Origin of the sequence: Variovorax sp. OAS795, assembly GCF_040546685.1 — a bacterium.
In the GTDB taxonomy this organism is placed as follows: Bacteria; Pseudomonadota; Gammaproteobacteria; order Burkholderiales; family Burkholderiaceae_C; genus Variovorax.
Map to the genome: position 1 here is coordinate 951,250 of NZ_JBEPOH010000001.1, position 18,596 is coordinate 969,845.

The 18,596-nt window shown below is 68.4% G+C and carries 15 protein-coding genes; 8 read left to right on the forward strand and 7 right to left on the reverse strand.

Annotated features, from left to right (window positions below; translation table 11 throughout):
* Both ABID97_RS04575 and ABID97_RS04580 read right to left on the reverse strand, forming a co-directional pair.
* Entirely contained in the window at positions 1-1,080 is a 1,080-nt protein-coding gene (locus ABID97_RS04575; RefSeq protein WP_354397364.1) for an NAD/NADP octopine/nopaline dehydrogenase family protein, read from the reverse strand.
* Positions 1,073-2,050, reverse strand: coding sequence for a Bug family tripartite tricarboxylate transporter substrate binding protein (locus tag ABID97_RS04580; RefSeq protein ID WP_354397365.1), 978 nt, complete (start codon positions 2,048-2,050; stop codon positions 1,073-1,075). The genes ABID97_RS04575 and ABID97_RS04580 overlap by 8 nt, the downstream gene beginning before the upstream one ends.
* A gap of 123 nt (positions 2,051-2,173) precedes the next feature.
* On the opposite strand from ABID97_RS04580, the gene leuS reads away from it, so the two are divergent.
* The 6 genes from leuS to ABID97_RS04610 all read left to right on the forward strand — a co-directional run bounded on the left by leuS (position 2,174) and on the right by ABID97_RS04610 (position 11,284).
* A complete protein-coding gene (gene leuS / locus ABID97_RS04585) occupies positions 2,174-4,804 on the forward strand; it encodes a leucine--tRNA ligase (RefSeq protein WP_354397366.1) in 2,631 nt (876 codons plus the stop codon).
* Between the two features lie 14 nt (positions 4,805-4,818).
* Complete coding sequence (locus ABID97_RS04590) at positions 4,819-5,340, forward strand: LPS-assembly lipoprotein LptE (RefSeq protein WP_354397367.1); 522 nt, start codon at positions 4,819-4,821, stop codon at positions 5,338-5,340.
* A 20-nt stretch (positions 5,341-5,360) separates the two neighbouring features.
* Entirely contained in the window at positions 5,361-6,434 is a 1,074-nt protein-coding gene (holA, locus tag ABID97_RS04595; RefSeq protein WP_354397368.1) for a DNA polymerase III subunit delta, read from the forward strand.
* A gap of 79 nt (positions 6,435-6,513) precedes the next feature.
* Positions 6,514-7,806, forward strand: coding sequence for a glutamate-5-semialdehyde dehydrogenase (locus ABID97_RS04600; protein WP_354397369.1), 1,293 nt, complete (start codon positions 6,514-6,516; stop codon positions 7,804-7,806).
* 120 nt (positions 7,807-7,926) lie between these two features.
* Positions 7,927-9,234 (forward strand): glutamate--cysteine ligase, encoded by a 1,308-nt coding sequence (gshA, locus tag ABID97_RS04605; protein ID WP_354397370.1) that lies wholly within the window; start codon positions 7,927-7,929, stop codon positions 9,232-9,234.
* Between the two features lie 178 nt (positions 9,235-9,412).
* Positions 9,413-11,284: a potassium transporter Kup gene (locus ABID97_RS04610; RefSeq protein WP_354397371.1), complete on the forward strand. Its 1,872-nt coding sequence runs from the start codon at positions 9,413-9,415 to the stop codon at positions 11,282-11,284.
* A gap of 20 nt (positions 11,285-11,304) precedes the next feature.
* Here ABID97_RS04610 and ABID97_RS04615 read toward each other — a convergent pair whose 3' ends face one another.
* Positions 11,305-12,228 (reverse strand): polysaccharide deacetylase family protein, encoded by a 924-nt coding sequence (locus ABID97_RS04615; protein ID WP_354397372.1) that lies wholly within the window; start codon positions 12,226-12,228, stop codon positions 11,305-11,307.
* Positions 12,229-12,238: 10 nt separating this feature from the next.
* Positions 12,239-12,676 (reverse strand): nuclear transport factor 2 family protein, encoded by a 438-nt coding sequence (locus ABID97_RS04620; protein WP_354397373.1) that lies wholly within the window; start codon positions 12,674-12,676, stop codon positions 12,239-12,241.
* A 117-nt stretch (positions 12,677-12,793) separates the two neighbouring features.
* Here ABID97_RS04620 and ABID97_RS04625 point away from each other — a divergent pair, with 117 nt between their 5' ends.
* Both ABID97_RS04625 and gshB read left to right on the forward strand, forming a co-directional pair.
* Positions 12,794-14,059: a benzoate/H(+) symporter BenE family transporter gene (locus ABID97_RS04625; protein ID WP_354397374.1), complete on the forward strand. Its 1,266-nt coding sequence runs from the start codon at positions 12,794-12,796 to the stop codon at positions 14,057-14,059.
* Complete coding sequence (gene gshB, locus ABID97_RS04630) at positions 14,056-15,009, forward strand: glutathione synthase (RefSeq protein WP_354397375.1); 954 nt, start codon at positions 14,056-14,058, stop codon at positions 15,007-15,009. The genes ABID97_RS04625 and gshB overlap by 4 nt, the downstream gene beginning before the upstream one ends.
* An 18-nt stretch (positions 15,010-15,027) precedes the next feature.
* On the opposite strand, the gene ABID97_RS04635 is transcribed toward gshB, so the two are convergent.
* The 3 genes from ABID97_RS04635 to ABID97_RS04645 form a co-directional block, all read right to left on the reverse strand.
* Positions 15,028-15,795, reverse strand: a complete 768-nt coding sequence (locus ABID97_RS04635; RefSeq protein WP_354397376.1) for a class II glutamine amidotransferase — start codon at positions 15,793-15,795, stop codon at positions 15,028-15,030.
* A 50-nt stretch (positions 15,796-15,845) separates the two neighbouring features.
* Positions 15,846-16,985, reverse strand: coding sequence for an ABC transporter substrate-binding protein (locus ABID97_RS04640; protein ID WP_354397377.1), 1,140 nt, complete (start codon positions 16,983-16,985; stop codon positions 15,846-15,848).
* A gap of 72 nt (positions 16,986-17,057) precedes the next feature.
* Entirely contained in the window at positions 17,058-18,542 is a 1,485-nt protein-coding gene (locus tag ABID97_RS04645) for an MFS transporter (protein WP_354397378.1), read from the reverse strand.
* Between the last annotated feature and the right edge of the window lie 54 nt (positions 18,543-18,596).

Genomic DNA, 18,596 nt, shown 5'->3' on the forward strand with positions numbered 1-18,596 from the left:
TCACAGGCGCGCGAGCAGTCCGGCGACTGTTTCCTTGGCCAGCCCGAGCGGTGCCAGCAGGTCGTTCTGCTGCCGGTAGTCGATGCCGTTGACCAGCGAGGCGGCATCGACGATGGTGCGCGTGGCGGGGGTCGGCACGCCGGCGATCCGCCCCAGCGCTTCCACGAAGGCCAAGCCGTAGGGCATGTCCTCGGACACATAGCGGGTGTCCGTGCGCACCGGCCCGGGCGGGCCGCCGCGCTTGGCATGCAGTTCGGCCGCGATGTCCTCGAGCCGCGCCGACGCGGTGCCGAAGGAGCGCGCAAAGTGCGCCTCGATGGGCCCGAGTTCCAGGCCGAAAGCCCGGGCCACGGCGCGCCGCTCCAGGTCCAGCGCCTCGATCGCGCGCGCCACGCCGGGCGTCATGCAGTGGTACTGCGGCCAGTTCTCGGCACGTTCGATGCGGGTCCAGTTGAAGACGGCCAGCGGCCCGTGCGACTGCGGATTGACGTTGGCCAGGGCGCTGGCGAGCGTGTTGTCCTGCGCGAAGAAACTGCCGCCGAACAGCGCCGTGCACAGATCGAGCACCTTGCCGACATCGCCGCCCGGCAGCGCCGACACGCCGACCGCCTGGCGCCGCGTCATCACCCGCACCAGCGTGGCCGATTCCCGGCGTGCGGTCAGCACGGTCGTGCCGAAGCTCGCGACGGTGATCCGCAGGCCCACCTGCCTTGCGTTTTCGTACAGGTAGAGCGACGACAGCGAGGCCATAGAGCTGACGATCACCATCTGTCCATCTCGCAGAAAGGGCAGCAGCGCGTCCATCACGCGGCGGTGGCCGTTGACCGGCAGCGCGAGCAGCAGCACGTCCGCGGCCTGGCAAAGCTGCGCGGCGTCGTCGGCCACCTCGACCGAGACGCGGCAGGCCAGCACGCCACCGGCTTCCAGCGGCCGTTTGCGCAAGGCCTCGGCGCCCTGGCCGCCCGGCGACCAGAGCGTGACCGTGTGGCCCGCCTGCCGCAGCCAGGCCGCGCTGGCGAAGGCGATCGCGCCGGCGCCCGCGATGCCGACGCGGTGCCGCTGGCCTGCGGGCTCAGTCAACCTTGATCCCGCCCTGCTTGATCACCCTGGCCCAGCGCTGGCTGTCTTCGGCGATGACCTTGCCGAGCGCCGCACCGCCGCCGCAGGTGTTCACCGCGCCGAGCTGCGCGAAACGCTGTTGGGTCTCGGGCAGTTTGCACACCTCGACCAGCGCGGCCGAAAGCTTCTCCACGCTGGCCGCCGGCATGCGCGCGGGCGCCATCACGCCGACCCACACCGGCACGTCCATGCCGGCGAGGCGCGCGGCCTCGGCGACGGTGGGCGGCGTGCCGAGGCTGGGCAGGGCCGCGCGCGAGAAGGTGCCGAGCACGCGGGCCTTGCCGCTCGCGACCATCGGCTCGATGGAGGCGGCGCTGGTGACGATCAGCGCCACCTGGCCGCCCAGCAGGTCGGTCAAGGCCGGCGCAGCGCCGCGGTAGGGCACGTGCAGCAGGTCCACGCCGCTCGCTTGCGCCAGCAGCGCACCGGTCAGGTGCGACACGGTGCCGTTGCCGGTCGAGGCGTAGGTCACCTGGCCGGGCCTGGCCTTGGCGTCGCGCAGCACGTCGGCCAGCGTCTTGTAGGGGCTTTCGGTGCGCACGGCCACGGTCATCGGCGTGTCCCCGACCAGGGCGACGGGCGCCAGGTCGTGCACCGGGTCGTACGGCAGCTTGGGCTGCAGATGCGGCGCGATGGTGATGGCGCCGCCCGTGGCCAGCAGCACGGTGGCGCCGTCGGTCGCCTTGGCCACCGCGTCGGCCGCGACGATGCCGCCCGCGCCGGCCTTGTTGTCGATGATCACGGTGCCGCCGAGTTTCTCGGTGAGCTTGGCGCCCAGGTAGCGGGCGATCACGTCCTGCGCCCCGCCCGGGGCGAAGGGCACGACGATGCGCAGCGGCTTGTCGCCCGCGGGCTGGGCCTGGAGCGGCATGGCGGCCAGGCTGGCGGCGGCCGCGAGCACCAGGGCCAGGTGTTTCAGGAGCAATTTCATGGCGTTTTTCCCTCGGCGTCCCCCGGCAGGCGACTTGAACTGCGCGAAGACGGGAGACGAGTCTAGTCCGGCGCGATAATCCGCCTTCCCCGGCCGCTCCGAGCCGGGCCCTGCCGAACCGTCATGAACCCCAGCTACAAACCCAGCGACGTCGAGTCCGCTGCCCAGGCGCAATGGAGCGCCGCCGATGCTTACCGCGTCACCGAGGACGCCAGCCGCAAGAAGTACTACGCCTGCTCGATGCTGCCGTACCCCAGCGGCAAGCTGCACATGGGGCATGTGCGCAACTACACCATCAACGACATGCTCACGCGCTACCTGCGCATGAGCGGCTACAACGTGCTGATGCCGATGGGCTGGGACGCCTTCGGCCTGCCGGCCGAGAACGCGGCGCTCAAGAACGGCGTGCCGCCGGCCAAGTGGACCTACGAGAACATCGACTACATGCGCGGCCAGCTCCAGGCCATGGGCCTGGCCATCGACTGGAGCCGCGAGATCGCCACCTGCGACCCGAGCTACTACAAGTGGAACCAGTGGCTGTTCCTCAAGATGCTCGAAAAGGGCATTGCCTACCGCAAGACCCAGGTCGTCAACTGGGACCCGGTCGACCAGACCGTGCTGGCCAACGAGCAGGTGATCGACGGCAAGGGCTGGCGCACCGGCGCCACGGTCGAGCGGCGCGAGATCCCGGGCTATTACCTGAAGATCAGCGACTACGCCGAGGAACTGCTCGAGCACACCCAGCACAAGCTGCCGGGCTGGCCCGAGCGCGTCAAGCTGATGCAGGAGAACTGGATCGGCAAGAGCGAGGGCGTGCGCTTCGCCTTCACGCACGACATCAAGGACGCGAGCGGCAAGCTGATCCAGGACGGCCGCATGTACGTGTTCACCACGCGCGCCGACACCATCATGGGCGTCACCTTCTGCGCCGTGGCGCCCGAGCATCCGCTGGCCGCGCACGCCGCCACGCTCGATCCGAAGGTCGCGGCCTTCATCGACGAATGCAAGGCCGGCGGCACGACCGAGGCCGAGCTCGCCACGCAGGAGAAGAAGGGCGTGCCCACGGGCCTGACCGTGACGCACCCGATCACCGACGAGCAGGTGCCCGTGTGGGTCGGCAACTACGTGCTCATCAACTACGGCGACGGCGCCGTGATGGGCGTGCCCGCGCACGACGAGCGCGACTTCGCCTTCGCCAACAAGTACGGCATCGAGATCATCCAGGTGGTGCTGGTCGACGACGAGCCGCACTTCGACTATCACAAGTGGCAGGACTGGTACGGCGACAAGCAGCGCGGCGTCACCATCAACTCCGACAACTTCAGCGGCATGACCTACAAGGAGGCCGTGGCCGCCGTGGCGCATGCACTGAGCCAGAGGGGCCTGGGCGAGATGCAGACCACCTGGCGCCTGCGCGACTGGGGCGTGAGCCGCCAGCGCTACTGGGGCACGCCGATCCCGATCATCCATTGCGACGAGCATGGCGCGGTGCCGGTCCCCGAGAAGGACCTGCCCGTGGTGCTGCCGACAGACTGCGTGCCCGACGGCTCGGGCAACCCGCTGAACAAGCACGAAGGCTTCCACGCCGGCGTGGTGTGCCCCGTGTGCGGCAAGGCCGCGCGGCGCGAGACCGACACGATGGACACCTTCGTCGACTCGTCGTGGTACTTCATGCGCTACTGCGACCCGAAGAACGACCAGGCGATGGTGGCCGGGGGCGCCGACTACTGGATGCCGATGGACCAGTACATCGGCGGCATCGAGCATGCGATCCTTCACCTGCTGTATGCGCGCTTCTGGACCAAGGTGATGCGCGACCTCGGCCTGGTGAAGGCCGACGAGCCTTTCGCCAAGCTGCTCACGCAGGGCATGGTGCTGAACCACATCTTCTACAAGCGCAACGAGAAGGGCGGCAAGGACTACTTCCCGCCCTCCGAAGTGACGCCCGTGCTCGATGCGCAGGGCCGCATCACGGGCGGCACCACGGCGGACGGCACCAAGGTCGACTACGGCGGCGTCGGCAAGATGGGCAAGAGCGAACGCAACGGCGTCGACCCGCAGGACCTGATCGAGAAATACGGCGCCGACACCGCGCGCCTGTACACCATGTTCACCGCGCCGCCCGAAGCCACGCTCGAGTGGAACGACGCGGCCGTCGAAGGCAGCTACCGGTTCCTGCGCCGGGTCTGGAACTTCGGCGTCGCGCAGGCCGACGTGCAGTCCGTGGCGGTTGGCGGCCAGGCCTTCGGCAAGGCCGCGCAGGCACTGCGCCGCGAAGTGCACACCGTGCTGCGCCAGGTCGACTACGACTACCAGCGCATGCAATACAACACGGTGGTGTCGGGCGCGATGAAGCTGCTCAACGCGCTCGAAGGCTTCAAGCCGGACGGCAGCCCTGCCGATGCGGCCGCGCTGCGCGAAGGCTTCGGCATCCTGCTGCGCTGCCTCTATCCGGCCACGCCGCACATCGCCCACCAGCTCTGGCAGCAGCTCGGCTACGACAAGGCGCTGGGCGACCTGCTCGACGCTCCCTGGCCGGTGGTCGACATCGGCGCGCTCGAGCAGGACGAGATCGAGCTCATGCTCCAGGTCAACGGCAAGCTGCGCGGCGCGCTGCGCGTGCCGGCCGGCGCTTCCAAGGCCGAGATCGAGCAGCTCGCGCTGTCGTGCGACGACTTCGTCAAGTTCGCCGAAGGTGCGCCGCCCAAGCGCGTCATCGTGGTTCCCGGACGCCTGGTCAACGTGGTCATCTGAGTAACGATAGAAGCATGAACAATCGCAACGCCTCGCTGCCGCGCCGCGGCTTTCTCCTGGGTCTCGCCGTGGCGGGCGCCACTCTCGGCCTGGCCGGCTGCGGGTTCGAACTGCGCAAGGCGCCGGTGTTTGCGTTCAAGACGCTGTCGGTGTCGGGCAATTCGGAGCTGATCAACCGGCTGCGGCGCGAAATGCGCGCGGCGGGCACCGTCACGCTGGTGCCGGCCGAACAGGCGCAGACCGCCGACGCCGTGCTCGAGATCCTGGCCGAGAACCGCGACCGCATCGTGATCTCGACCAACTCGGCCGGCCTGCTGCGCGAGCTGCAGCTGCAATTGCGCGTGCGCTTCAGCCTGCGCACGCCGGGCGGCAAGCTGCTGCTGCCGCCGACCGAGGTTTCGCAGACGCGCGACCTGAGCTTCAACGAGACCAATGCGCTCGCCAAGGAAGGCGAGGCCGAGCTGCTGTACCGCGACATGCAGGCCGACATCGCGCAGCAGCTGATGCGCCGCCTGGCGGCCGTCAAGGAACTCTAGGCCGAGGCCCCTGCCCCGCGATGCAACTTGCCAGCGCCCAACTGGGCCCCCATCTGCAGAAGGGCCTGAAGTCCCTCTACACGATCCACGGCGACGAGCCGCTGCTTGCGCAAGAGGCGGCCGACGCCATCCGCGCCGCGGCGCGCACGCAGGGCTATACCGAGCGCAGCTCGTACACCGTGGCGGGCGCGCACTTCGACTGGAGCGCGGTGCTTGCCGCGGGTGGCTCGCTCTCGCTCTTTGCCGACAAGCAGATCGTCGAGATCCGCATTCCCTCCGGCAAGCCCGGCAAGGACGGCAGCACGGCGCTGCAGCAGCTGGCCGAGGCGGCACAGGGCAACGACAGCACGCTCACCCTCGTGATGCTGCCGCGCCTGGACAAGGGCACGCGCACCGGCGCCTGGTTTTCGGCGCTCGAGAACAACGGCGTGACCTTGCAGGTCGAACCGATCGAACGCGCCGCGCTGCCGCAATGGATCGCGCAGCGCCTGGGCCTGCAGGGCCAGCGCGTGATGCCGGGCGACGAAGGGCAGCGCACGCTGCAGTTCTTTGCCGACCGCGTCGAGGGCAACCTGCTTGCCGCGCACCAGGAAATCCAGAAGCTCGCGTTGCTGCATCCCGCTGGTGAACTGAGCTGGGAGCAGGTCGAAGCCGCGGTCAACAACGTGGCCCGCTACGACGTCTTCAAGCTCTCGGAAGCGGTGCTGGCCGGCAACCCGCAGCGCGTGGCGCGCATGCTCGACGGCCTGCAGGCCGAAGGCGAGGCCGAGGTGCTGGTGCACTACACGCTGGCCGAGGACATCCGCGCGCTCAAGCGCGTGAAGGACGCCATGGCCTCGGGCCGGCCGCTGCCCATGGCACTGCGCGAGAACCGCATCTGGGGTCCGCGCGAGCGCGCGTTCGAGCGCGTGCTGCCGCGGCTCGACGACCGCATGCTGGCGCGGCTGCTGCGCGCGGCGCATGTGGTGGACGGCATTTGCAAGGGCTTGAAGCAGCCCGATTGGCCTGCGAGCGGGTGGCAGGCGCTGCAACGTTTGGCGCTGATGCTGTGCCGCGCTTGCAGCAGCGGTCCAGCCCCCTCTCCCTCACCCTAGCCCTCTCCCGGAGGGAGAGGGGACAACACGGCAAGGGCCCAAAGCTTGGGGGTTGATCCAAATGCAGGAAAATGCCGCGATGAATGCGTTCAACGTCAGCGAGCACATGCAGGCCCTGGGCCTGCAGGCAAAAGCCGCTGCATTCCTCATGGCCCGTGCGGATGCAGCTACCAAAAACAGAGCATTGAAGGCGCTGGCCCGGCGCCTGCGCGAAGCCGGCCCGGGGCTGGCCGAGTCCAACGAGAAGGACCTTGCGCGCGCCACGGCCGCCGGCCTTCCCGCGCCGATGGTCGATCGGCTCAAGCTCACGCCCAAGGTCATCGAGACGGTCGCGCTCGGCTGCGAGCAGCTTGCCGGCATGGCCGACGTGATCGGCGAGATCATCGGCATGAAGCAGCAGCCCAGCGGCATCCGCGTGGGCCAGATGCGCGTGCCCATCGGCGTCTTCGGCATGATCTACGAGAGCCGGCCCAACGTCACCATCGAGGCCGCGAGCCTCGCCATCAAGAGCGGCAACGCGGCGATCCTGCGCGGCGGCTCCGAAGCCATCGAGTCGAACAAGGCGCTGGCGCTGCTGGTGTCCGCGGCGCTGGCCGAGGCCGGCCTGCCGGTCGAGGCGGTGCAGCTGGTGCAGACCACCGACCGCGAAGCCGTGGGGCAACTCATCGCCATGCCCGAGTTCGTGGACGTGATCATTCCGCGCGGCGGCAAGGGCCTGATCGAGCGCATCAGCCGCGACGCCAAGGTGCCCGTCATCAAGCACCTGGACGGCAACTGCCATGTCTACGTGGACGACACGGCCGAGTTCGAGATGGCGCTGCGCATCGTCGACAACGCCAAGACGCAGAAATACAGCCCCTGCAATGCGGCCGAAGGCCTCCTGGTCTCGGCCGTGGTGGCGGAAGACTTCCTGCCCCGCATCGCGGCCATCTTTGCCGCCAAGGGCGTCGAGATGCGCTGCGACCCGGTCGCCGCCCGCATCCTGCGCGCCGACGAATCCCTCGCCCCGGGCGCAAGGATCGTCGATGCCGTGGAATCCGACTGGTCCGAGGAATACCTTGCCGCGGTGATCAGCATCAAGGTGGTGGCCGGGGTCGACGAGGCCATTGCGCACATCAACCGCTACTCGAGCCACCACACCGACGCCATCGTCACGCGCGACCACGTGCATGCACAGCGTTTCCTGCGCGAGGTCGATTCGGCGAGCGTCATGGTCAATGCGAGCACCCGCTTCGCGGACGGTTTCGAGTTCGGCCTGGGGGCCGAGATCGGCATCAGCACCGACAAATTCCATGCGCGCGGACCGGTCGGCATCGAGGGCCTGACCTCGCTCAAGTACGTGGTCCTGGGGCAGGGCGAAGTGCGCAGCTGATGCGCCGCGGGCGGGCGGATTGAACCAAGACTGCCGTACGTAGTCTTGTCATTGGGGCGGCCACCCCCAAATCCTACAATTCCGCTCTACCTCCAAGTACAAAACCAACAAGGCCGCCGCATGGTTCCGCATCTCGTCACCGCCCTGACCGGCCCGATCAACGAACTGGAGCAGCGGGTACTCGACTCGACCCCGGCCATCGAGCGCTGGTTCCGGCTCGAGTGGATGGAGCACACGCCGCCGTTCTACAGCGCGGTCGACATCCGCAATGCGGGCTTCAAGCTGGCACCGGTCGACACCAACCTCTTTCCCGGCGGCTGGAACAATCTCACCAAGGAGATGCTGCCGCTGGCGGTGCAGGCCGCGCAGGCCGCCATCGAGAAGATCTGTCCGGAAGCGCGCAACCTGCTCGTCATTCCCGAGAACCACTCGAAGAACACTTTCTATCTGGCCAATGTCGCCCAGCTGGTGCGCATCTTCCACATGGCGGGACTCAACGTGCGCGTGGGCTCGATCGACCCGGCCATCAAGTCGCCCAAGAAGATCGAACTGCCCAACGGCGACACGGTGTGCCTGGAGCCCGTGGTGCGCAGCAAGCGCCGACTGGGCCTGAAGAATTTCGACCCCTGCACCATCCTGCTGAACAACGAGCTGTCGGCCGGCACGCCGGGCATCCTCGAAGACCTGCACGAGCAATACCTGCTGCCGCCGCTGCATGCCGGCTGGTCGGTGCGGCGCAAGAGCAACCACCTGCACAGCTACGAAGAGCTGTCCAAGCGCTTCGGCAAGCTGCTGGGCATCGACCCGTGGCTGATCAACCCGATCTATGCGCGCGGCGACAGCGTCGATTTCGCCGAAGGCCGCGGCATCGATGTGCTGACCAGCCACGTCGATGCGGTGCTGACCAAGGTGCGCCGCAAGTACAAGGAATACGGCATCAACGAAAAGCCCTTCGTGGTCGTCAAGGGCGATACCGGCGCCGAAGGCCCGGGCGTGATCACGATCCGCGATGCCAAGGAAGTCGAAGGCCTGGTCGGCAAGCCGCGCGGCGGCGCATCGGCCAGGGGCGGTGCGGCCCGGGAATTGCGCGAGCCCGGCGAGGTGATCGTGCAGGAAGGCGTCCTGACCAACGAGCGGGTGCACAACGGCGTGGCCGAGCCCGTGGTCTACATGATGGACCGCTACGTGGTGGGCGGTTTCTATCGCGTGCACGCCGAGCGCAACCCTGATGAGAACCTGAAGTCGCCGGGCGCGAGCTTCGTGCCGTTGGCTTTTTCCGAGAGCGCGCACCTGCCGCAGCCCGGCGCCAAGCCCGGCGCAAGCGCCCCCAACCGCTTCTACATGTACGGCGTGGTGGGCCGCCTGGCCATGGTGGCAGCGAGCTACGAGATGGAAGCCACCGACCCGGACGCCGAAATCTACGAATGATTTTCCCGCCGCGGCTTGCGGCGGCGGCGGCCGGCGGCAAAATAGCGGCCCCACAGCAAAGGAAACAAAAGGGCGGAGGTTTGCGCGCGGCGCTGGAAACTGATTCCACCGCGGCCGCGATCCAATGCGTGTGGCCTCCGGTCACTCGCTTTCAGCCTGCCCTTTTTCCAACGACTTCGTGTCACCTCCCAAATCCACTTCCGCCGCCGCCTTGATCATCGGCGCCGTCGGTGTCGTCTATGGCGACATCGGCACCAGCGTGCTGTATGCAGTCAAGGAAGTGTTCGGCCACGGCCACCTGCCTTTCACCGTCGAGAACGTCTACGGCATCCTGTCGATGTTCTTCTGGACGCTCACCGTCATCGTGTCGATCAAGTACGTGGTGCTGGTGCTGCGGGCCGACAACGAGGGCGAGGGCGGCCTGGTCGCCATGCTGGCACTGGCCTCGCGCGCGGTGGCCGACAAGCCCCGGTTGCGCCATGTGCTGCTGCTGGTGGGCATCTTCGGCACCTCGCTCTTCTATGGCGACGGCGTCATCACGCCGGCCATCTCGGTGCTTTCCGCGGTCGAGGGCCTCGAGGTGGTCTCGCCGCACTTCAAGCACTACGTGATGCCGATCACGCTGGTGGTGCTGTTCTGCCTCTTCGTGGTGCAAAAGCGCGGCACGGCGGGCATCGGCAAGTTCTTCGGACCGATCACGCTGGTGTGGTTCCTGGCCATCGCGGTGCTCGGCGTGTCCCAGATCGTGCACCACCCCGAGATCCTCAAGTCGCTCAACCCGTGGTTCGCGCTGAAGTTCATGTGGGACAACCCGGGCACGTCCTTCATCCTGCTGGGCGCCACGGTGCTGTGCGTGACGGGTGCCGAGGCGCTCTACGCCGACCTGGGCCATTTCGGCAAGCGGCCGATCCGAGTGGCGTGGTTCACGGTGGTGATGCCGGCGCTCACGCTCAACTACTTCGGCCAGGGCGCCTTGCTGCTGGAGAACCCCGAGGCCGTGAAGAACCCCTTCTTCATGATGGCGCCCGAGTGGGCGCTCGTCCCGCTGGTGCTGCTGGCCACCGCGGCCACGGTCATTGCGTCGCAGGCGCTCATCACCGGCGCCTTCAGCGTCACGCGCCAAGTCATCCAGCTGGGCTACCTGCCGCGGCTGAACATCGAGCACACCAGCGTGCGCACGGCCGGGCAGATCTACATTCCGCTCGTGAACTGGGGCCTGTTCGTGGCCATCGTGCTGGCGGTCGTCATGTTCCGCTCGTCGAGCAGCCTGGCCGCGGCCTACGGCATCGCGGTGACCACCGACATGCTCATCACCACGGTGCTGACCTTCTTCGTGATCCGCTACGCGTGGAAGCTGCCGCTCGCGCTGTGCATCGCATCGACGGCCGTCTTCTTCGTGGTCGACTTCCTGTTCTTCGCATCGAACCTGCTCAAGCTCTTCGAGGGCGGCTGGTTCCCGCTGGTGATCGGCGGCGCCGTGTTCACGCTCATGATCACCTGGAAGGAAGGTCGGCGCCTGATGGGCGAAGTGCAGCGCGCCGATGCCATCGAGCTCAAGGCCTTTCTCGATTCGGTGTTCGAGAACCCGCCCGCGCGCGTGGACGGCACCGCGGTGTTCCTCACCGCCGAGCCCGGCGTGGTGCCCAACGCGCTGCTGCACAACCTCAAGCACAACAAGGTGCTGCACGAGCAGAACATGTTCGTCACGGTGCGCAACCACGAAGTGCCCTGGATCCCGATGGACAAGCGCATCGAGATCGATGCGCTGGGCCACCACTGCTGGCAGGTGATCGTGCACTACGGCTTCAAGAACGATATCGACCTGCCGCGCGCGCTCGATAACGCGCGCATGCGCGGCTGCCAGCTGGAGCCGATGACGACCAGCTACTTCCTCTCGCGCGACGTGGTTATCCCCACGCTGGGCAGCGGCATGGCGCCGTGGCGCGAAAAGCTGTTCGCGCAGATGCACCACAACGCGAGCGGCGCCGCGGCCTTCCTCGGGCTGCCGAACAATGCGGTGGTGGAGCTGGGGTCGAAGATCGAGATCTGACGGCCGGGCGGCCCCGAGGCTCAGCCGAAGTCCCTGGGCCGCTCCGCCGCAAGCTGCTGCATGTGCGATGCAATGGCGCCCGGCGTGGTGACCCAGATCTCGCCGCGGTCGCGGGCCCGCGCAATGTGCGCGAGCGCCGTGCGCAGGTGGCGCAGCCGGTAGGGCTGGCCCACGATGTACGGATGCAGCGCGAGCCCCATCACCAGCGGCTGCGCGCGCGACTGCTCCCGCATCTCGTCGAAGTTGTCGACGATCATCGCGCTGAAATCCTTCGCATCCATTTGGCGGCCGACGATCATCGGAATGTCGTTGAGCTCCTGCGGGTAGGGCACCGACCAGATCGAGCCGCCGCCGCGCGTGCGCATGCGCACCGGCTGGTCGTCGTGGCACCAGTCGAGCGTGTAGCCGTAGCCGGTCTCGGCCAGCAGGTCGGGCGTGACCGGGCTCTCCGATATCCATGGCGAGAGCCATCCGGCGGGCGCCCGGCCGCTCTCCTCTCGCATGCGCTCGCGGCAGCGCAGCAGCAGCGCGCGCTCCTCGTCTTCGTCCAGGGTGCCCTGGCGTTCGGCGTTGCTGTGGCCGTGGCCGACCAGCTCGTCGCCGCGCGCCACGCAGGCTCGCACGAGTTCCGGGCAATGGTCGTAGAGCGCGGTGTTGACGAGCGCGCCCGCGGGCAGCGCCAGCGCGTCGAACAGCTCGAGGCAGCGCCACGCACCCACGCGGTTCCCGTATTCGCGCCAGCCATGGTTCAGCACGTCGGGCTCGGGCGAGGCGGGTGCGATGCACGCGCCCATGCCGTCGCCGAACGCGAAATGCTCGATGTTGAAACCCAGGTACACGGCCAGCCGCGCGCCGTTGGGCCACGTGTAGCCTGGCCGCCGCGTGATGGGGCTGTAGCCGAAGCGGCCGTGCGCGGGAAGCAGGCCGGGCCAGCGTGCGGTCATGCGCCGCGCCTCACTGCGCCGCGAGGCCGGCGCGCACCAGCAGCCATTCGGCGCTGTCGTTCCACACGTCCATCTGCACGATGAGGCCCTGGCGCACCACGTAGCGGTCGACATAGCGGTTGCCTTCGAAGGCCGTGCCGTCGGGCCAAGCACCGTACAGCGTGCCGAGGCTGTAGACCACGGTTTGGTCGGGCGTGCCGCCCGCCACCACTTCGGTGCGCTCGATCTTCTTTTTGACCCAGGCGTAGCGCTTCGCATTGAAGGCCGAGGTGTCGCCGGGCGCATGCATCTCGCGGTTGCCGGTGAAGCGGATGCGGATGCCGGGCGCGGTGTAGCGTGAGGCCGATTGCGGGTCCGGGATCATCACCAGGCGAAGGAATTCGTCGACCACTTCGGCGGGCGTGGAAGGGACGGAGGGTGCGGAGGCATCGGGCGAAAGCGTGTCCATGGGTTCTCCATCGGGGGCCATGGCGGTGCATGGCGGAAGGCGTCCGGAAGCCCCAAGCAAATCCTGCGCCGAATCTTCGCCGCGCTGTGGTCCCGGCGTCCCCGGCACAATCGCGCGATGCGTTTTTTCAAGGATCTGAGCCTTTCGGCCTTCACTGCGGGCTTCGTCGCGGTGCTCGTGGGCTTCACGAGCTCGGTGGCCATTGTGTTCCAGGCCGCGCAGGCCTTCGGCGCCACGCCCGAGGTGGCGGCTTCCTGGATGTGGGCGCTGGGCCTCGGCATGGGCCTGCCTTCCATGCTGGCTTCGCTCTGGTGGCGCAAGCCGGTGATGATCGCCTGGAGCACCCCGGGCGCCGCCGTGCTCGCGGTGGCGGCGGGAAGCTACGGCATGAACGAAGCCGTCGGCGCTTTCATCGTCTGCGCGGCGTTGATCGTGCTGGCGGGTGCCACGGGCTGGTTCGAGCGCGTGATGAACAGGATCCCGATGGCGCTGGCTTCCGCCCTGCTGGCCGGGGTGCTCGCGCGCTTCGGGCTCGAGGCATTCGTTGCGGCCCGCACGGCGCTGCCGCTGGTGCTGCTGATGCTCGGCACCTACCTGGCCGCGAGGCGCCTGCTGCCGCGCTATGCGGTGCCGGTCACGCTGATGGTGGCCGTGGCCTTCGTCGCGGCGCGCGGGGAGCTGGCCTGGTCGGCGGTGCATTTCGCGTTCACCTGGCCCGTGTTCACCATGCCGGTGTTCACCTGGCAGGCCATCGTGAGCCTGGCCCTGCCGCTCTTCATCGTGACCATGGCATCGCAGAACCTGCCGGGCGTGGCGGCGATCCGCGCCGCGGGCTACACCGACATGCCCATCAGCAAGCTCATCACGATCAGCGGGCTCGCCACGCTGGTGCTCGCGCCCTTCGGCGCCTTCGCGCTGAACCTCGGCGCGATCACCGCGGCCATCTGCATGGGCCGTGAGGCGCACGAGGATCCGGCCCGGCGCTACACGGCAGCCGTGAGCTGCGGCGCGATCTACGTGGTGATCGGCCTGTTCGGCGCGGCCGTGACCGGGCTGCTCACGGCCTTTCCGAAGGAGCTGGTGGCCGCCATCGCGGGCCTGGCGCTGCTCGGCACCATCGGCGCCGGGCTGGCCGCCGCGGTGCGCGACGAGCCGCACCGCGAGGCCGCGATCATCACGTTCCTGGTCACGCTCTCGGGCGTGGCCATCGCGGGCATCGGCTCGGCCTTCTGGGGCGTGGTGGCCGGGGCCCTGGCGCTCGCGGTGCAGCAGGCGGGGCGCACAAAGGCCTCCGCCGGCAAGGACATCGCGGCTTCCGGCAACATCGCGCCAGACAGCAGCAACATGGCGGCCACACCCGGCGCCCGAAAGACTCCCAGATGAAAAACATCCTCTTCGTCGCCGATCCGCTCGACCACTTCAAGATCTACAAGGACACCACGTTCTCGATGATGCGCGAGGCGCAGCGCCGCGGCCACCGCATCGCGGCCTGCCTGCCCGAAGACCTGCAGTGGGTGTCGGGCGGCGTGGTCACGGCCAACGTGCAGCAGATCACCCTTACCGGTGACAGCAAGGCCTGGTACCGCGAGGACATCCGGGAGTCGAAGGCGCTGAAGGACTTCGATGCCGTTCTGATGCGCAAGGACCCGCCCTTCGACGCCGAGTACATCTACGCCACCCACCTGCTGGAGCAGGCCGAGCGCGAAGGCGCGCGCGTGGTCAACAAGCCGCGCGCGCTGCGCGACCATCCCGAGAAGCTCGCGATCATGGAGTTTCCGCAGTTCACCACGCCCACGCTGGTGACGCGCAGCGCCCAGGCCGTGCGCGACTTCCATGCCGAGCACGGCGACATCATCCTGAAGCCGCTCGACGGCATGGGCGGCATGGGCATCTTCCGCGTCAGGCAGGATGCGCTGAACCTAGGCTCCATCGTCGAGACGCTGAACAAGAACGGCGCCGAGACCATCATGGTGCAGCGTTTCGTGCCCGACATCGTGCAGGGCGACAAGCGCATCCTGATCATCGCGGGCGAGCCGGCGCCCTTCGTGCTGGCGCGCATTCCGCAGGGCTCCGAGGTGCGCGGCAACCTTGCGGCCGGCGGCAAGGGCGTGGCGCAGCCGCTCACGCCGCGCAATCGCGAGATCGCCGAAACCGTGGGCCGCGCGCTCGCGCCGCGCGGGCTGCTCCTCATCGGGCTCGACGTGATCGGCGACTCGGTCACCGAGATCAACGTGACCAGCCCGACCTGCTTCCAGGAGATCACCGAGCAGACCGGTTTCGACGTGCCGGCGATGTTCATCGACGCGCTGGAGGCGCACCTGGCCCGCGCCTGAGGCGCAGCGGCGCGCCGTTCAGCGCGGCGCCAGCTGGCCGTCCACGAACACGTGCAGCTCGCCCGGCGCGAAGGCGGTCCACTGCTCGTTGGTGGTGAGCGGCGAGGTCACCACCACCGCCACGCGGTCGTTCGGCGTGGTGTGCTTGGCAAAGTCGATCTCCAGGTCTTCGTCCGACAGCTGCGCGGTCACGAAGGGATGGCGCCGCTCCACGTACCAGAGGTTCGTCGAGGCATGGGCCCAGAGCGCCTGGCCGTTCGACAGCATGAAGTTGAAGGTGCCATGGCCCGCAAGCTGCGGCGCCAGCTCGCGCAGCGTGAGCGTGAGCTCCGCGATGCTCGGCACGCCCGCATGCGACTTGGCCAGCTCCTGCATCAGCCAGCAGAAGGCATGCTCGCTGTCGGTGTCGCCCACGGGATGGAAGTTGCCGTGCAGCCGCGGGCGGAATTCCTTCAGGTCGCCGTTGTGGGCGAACACCCAGTAGCGGCCCCACAGCTCGCGCACGAAGGGATGGCAGTTCTGCAGGTTGACGGCGCCCTGCGTCGCCTTGCGGATGTGCGCAATGACGTTGCGGCTCTGGATCGGGTAGCGCCGGATCAGCTCGGCCACCGGCGATTCGCTCGCGGGCATGTGGTCGACGAAGTGGCGCAGCCCGCGGTCCTCGAAGAACGCGATGCCCCAGCCGTCGGCATGGTGGTCGGTGCGGCCCCCGCGCTGGGCGAAGCCCGTGAAGCTGAAGGCCACGTCCGTGGGGGTGTTGCAGTTCATTCCGAGCAGTTGGCACATGGCGCTATTAAAGCGCGTGCGGCAGCCGCCCGGCGAAACCCCCGGACCGCTCAGCGAACGAAGCGGCCTTCGGGCGTGACGCGCACCATCTCGATGAAGCGCGAACCGGTGGTGGCACCGGTCGAAAAGTCGATGTCCATGCCGGCCAGGCGCAGCTTCAGTGCGCGCAGTGTCGCATGCAGGCGCGCGCGCGTCAGGTCGCGCCCGGTGCGCTTGATCGCCTCGATCATCACGAGGCCGTTCAGGTAGCCCTCGAAGCTGCCGTAGCCCACCGGCACCTGCGCGCGTTCGGCCAGCCGGCGGTAGTCGCGCGTGACGGATTCCACTTCGCCCCAGGGGTAGGGCGTGACCTGCGAGATGGCCAGGCCGCCGGCCTGCAGCGGAACCACCTTGGCCGTGACTTCGCCCGACACCACCGACATGCCGTAGAACATCGGCTTGCTGCCGGCGGCATACATCGCCTTGATTACTTCGCCGGTCACCGTGCCGGCCAGGTACATCAGCACGGCCTGGGGCTGGCTGTCGGCCAGCACCTTGCCCGCTGCGGCGGAGGTCGAGCCGTCGCCCTTGACCGACACCACGGCCGTAGGCGTCATCTTGTGGGTGGACATGGCACCCTCGATCAGCTTCACCGCCTCGAGGCCGCCGGGGTTGTCCAGGTGGGCGATCGCGATCTTGTTCACGCCGATGGTGACCAGGTGCTCGACCAGCGCCTGCGCTTCACGCGAGTTGCTGGCGCGCACGAAGTAGGCCGAGCCTGCCACGCGCTCGCGCGCGCTGTCGCCCACGCCGTAGCCGCCGACGCTGGGCGCACCGCTTTGCTGCAGCAGCTTGGCCGCGGCAGAGGTGGTGCCCGAGCCCACGCAGCCGAAGAACGCGAACACATGGTGGTCGTTCAGCAGCTTGCCGTAGTTTTCCAGCGCCTTCTCGGGCTTGAGTTCGTCGTCCAGCGCCACGAACTTGATCTTGCGACCGCCCACGCCGCCCTGCTCGTTGACCGCGTCGAAAGCCAGCGCGGCGCCGTTGTGCACCACCTTGATCTGCGAGCCGAGGGGGCCGCTCAACACCGCGGAACTACCGAGCACGATCTCGCTGTCGCTCACGCCCGCTTCGGCCGCATGCGCGGACGACAGCCCGGCCAGGCCGGCGGCAAGGACCGCCGTCGAGGCGACAAAACTTCTGCGCTGCATAGGAGCCCATTCCATCATTAGCTAACAATACTAACAATTAGAAACGATGGAGTCTTAGGTATTACTTGGGGCTTACCCTTGGTGCGCGGGCCGGCGCAGCTGCCAGGCCGCACAGATGGCGAGGGCGCAGAGCGCCGCCAACATCAGGAACACCTCGTCGAACGCCGCCAGCCTCGCCGGGCTGCTCGCCGGGTTGGCCAGCGAGTCGCCATGCGCCGCCAGGCGCCACTCGAGCACGATGGCGCAGAGGCTCACGCCGGCCGCGCCGCCCAGCATGCGCAGGAAGTTGATGGCGCTCGCGCCCTGCGGGATCAGCGGCTTGGCCAGCGGCCGCATCGAGCCCAGGTTGAGCGACGGCAGGATGAAGCCCAGCCCGATGCGCCCGATGATGGCGAACGCCACCAGCAGCCACAGTGCGCTGTCGAGCCGGAGCACCACCATGAGCGCGAAGGAGGCCGCCAGCAGCGCCAGTCCGATGCTCACCAGCAGCCACGTCGGCTGCCGGTCGGCCAGCCGGCCGACGCCGGCGATGGCCACGGCCAGCACGATGCCCGCCGGCAGCAGGATGGTGCCCACGTGCGAGGCCGAGAGCTGCAGCCCGACCTGCATGTACACCGGCAGCAGGTAGGTGGAGCCGAACAGCGCCGTGCCGTAGATGAAGGCGACCACGCTGCCCATGGCGAATTGCCGGTACTTGAAAAGCGCCAGGTTCATCAGCGGCTCGCCGCCCGAGGCCGCGATCCGGCGCTGCCACCACACGAAGCCCGCAAACGCCAGCACCGCGCCCGCCAGCAGCAGGGCCGCCTGCACCGGCGAATCGCCGCGCAGCGCGACCAGGCCGTTCAGCAGGCACAGGGTGCCCGCGGTGCCCAGCGCGAGGCCGCGCCAGTCGAGCCCGCTGCCGCGCGAGGCGGCCACGCCGCCGGGCGCCGTGGTGGGCACGAACTTGAACGCCAGCCAGAGCGAGGCCAGGCAGAACGGCACCACCATGAAGAAGATGGAGCGCCAGCCGAACAGGTCGACCAGCACGCCGCCGATGCTCGGGCCGATGGCCGGCGCCAGCACCGCGCCCATGCCGAAGATGCCGCTGGCGCGGCCCTGCTCGTGCGGCTCGAAGGCGCGCAGGATGATGATGGCCGGAATCGGCTGCACCACGCCCGCAGCCAGCCCTTCGGCCACGCGCGCCAGCAGCACCAGCGAGAAGTCGTTGGCCAGGCCGCCGGCCACGCCGCCCGCGAGCAGCAGCACCATGGTGCCCGCGTAGGTGCGCCGGTAGCCGTAGCGCGACAGCAGCCAGGGCGTGGTCAGCATGGAGACGGTCATGGCCACCATGAAGCCCGAACTCACCCATTGCGCCCGCTCCTGGCCGAGCGAGAAGTGGTGGCTCATGCCCGGAATCGCCACGTTGACGATGGTCGAGGACATGATCGATGCCATGACCCCCACCATGACCGAGAGCAGCAGGTACCAGCGGTAGCGCGGGCCATGGCGCTCGCGCAGCGCTCCGAGGGAGGGCGGGGCCGGGGACGCGGTTTCTGGCGGGGGAATGGGGGTCATGGGAGAGCGGGCCGGCCTGGATGCGGTTCCGTCGTCCTACAAGCATATCGGTCT

Excerpts from the sequence above, each read along its gene's own strand:
- ABID97_RS04600 (WP_354397369.1), top strand. The coding sequence starts at position 6,514 with ATGAATGCGTTCAACGTCAGCGAGCACATGCAGGCCCTGGGCCTGCAG.
- leuS (WP_354397366.1), top strand. The coding sequence starts at position 2,174 with ATGAACCCCAGCTACAAACCCAGCGACGTCGAGTCCGCTGCCCAGGCG.
- ABID97_RS04620 (WP_354397373.1), bottom strand. The coding sequence starts at position 12,676 with ATGGACACGCTTTCGCCCGATGCCTCCGCACCCTCCGTCCCTTCCACG.
- ABID97_RS04590 (WP_354397367.1), top strand. The coding sequence starts at position 4,819 with ATGAACAATCGCAACGCCTCGCTGCCGCGCCGCGGCTTTCTCCTGGGT.
- ABID97_RS04615 (WP_354397372.1), bottom strand. The coding sequence starts at position 12,228 with ATGACCGCACGCTGGCCCGGCCTGCTTCCCGCGCACGGCCGCTTCGGC.
- ABID97_RS04635 (WP_354397376.1), bottom strand. The coding sequence starts at position 15,795 with ATGTGCCAACTGCTCGGAATGAACTGCAACACCCCCACGGACGTGGCC.
- gshA (WP_354397370.1), top strand. The coding sequence starts at position 7,927 with ATGGTTCCGCATCTCGTCACCGCCCTGACCGGCCCGATCAACGAACTG.
- ABID97_RS04645 (WP_354397378.1), bottom strand. The coding sequence starts at position 18,542 with ATGACCCCCATTCCCCCGCCAGAAACCGCGTCCCCGGCCCCGCCCTCC.
- ABID97_RS04640 (WP_354397377.1), bottom strand. The coding sequence starts at position 16,985 with ATGCAGCGCAGAAGTTTTGTCGCCTCGACGGCGGTCCTTGCCGCCGGC.
- gshB (WP_354397375.1), top strand. The coding sequence starts at position 14,056 with ATGAAAAACATCCTCTTCGTCGCCGATCCGCTCGACCACTTCAAGATC.
- ABID97_RS04625 (WP_354397374.1), top strand. The coding sequence starts at position 12,794 with ATGCGTTTTTTCAAGGATCTGAGCCTTTCGGCCTTCACTGCGGGCTTC.
- ABID97_RS04580 (WP_354397365.1), bottom strand. The coding sequence starts at position 2,050 with ATGAAATTGCTCCTGAAACACCTGGCCCTGGTGCTCGCGGCCGCCGCC.
- holA (WP_354397368.1), top strand. The coding sequence starts at position 5,361 with ATGCAACTTGCCAGCGCCCAACTGGGCCCCCATCTGCAGAAGGGCCTG.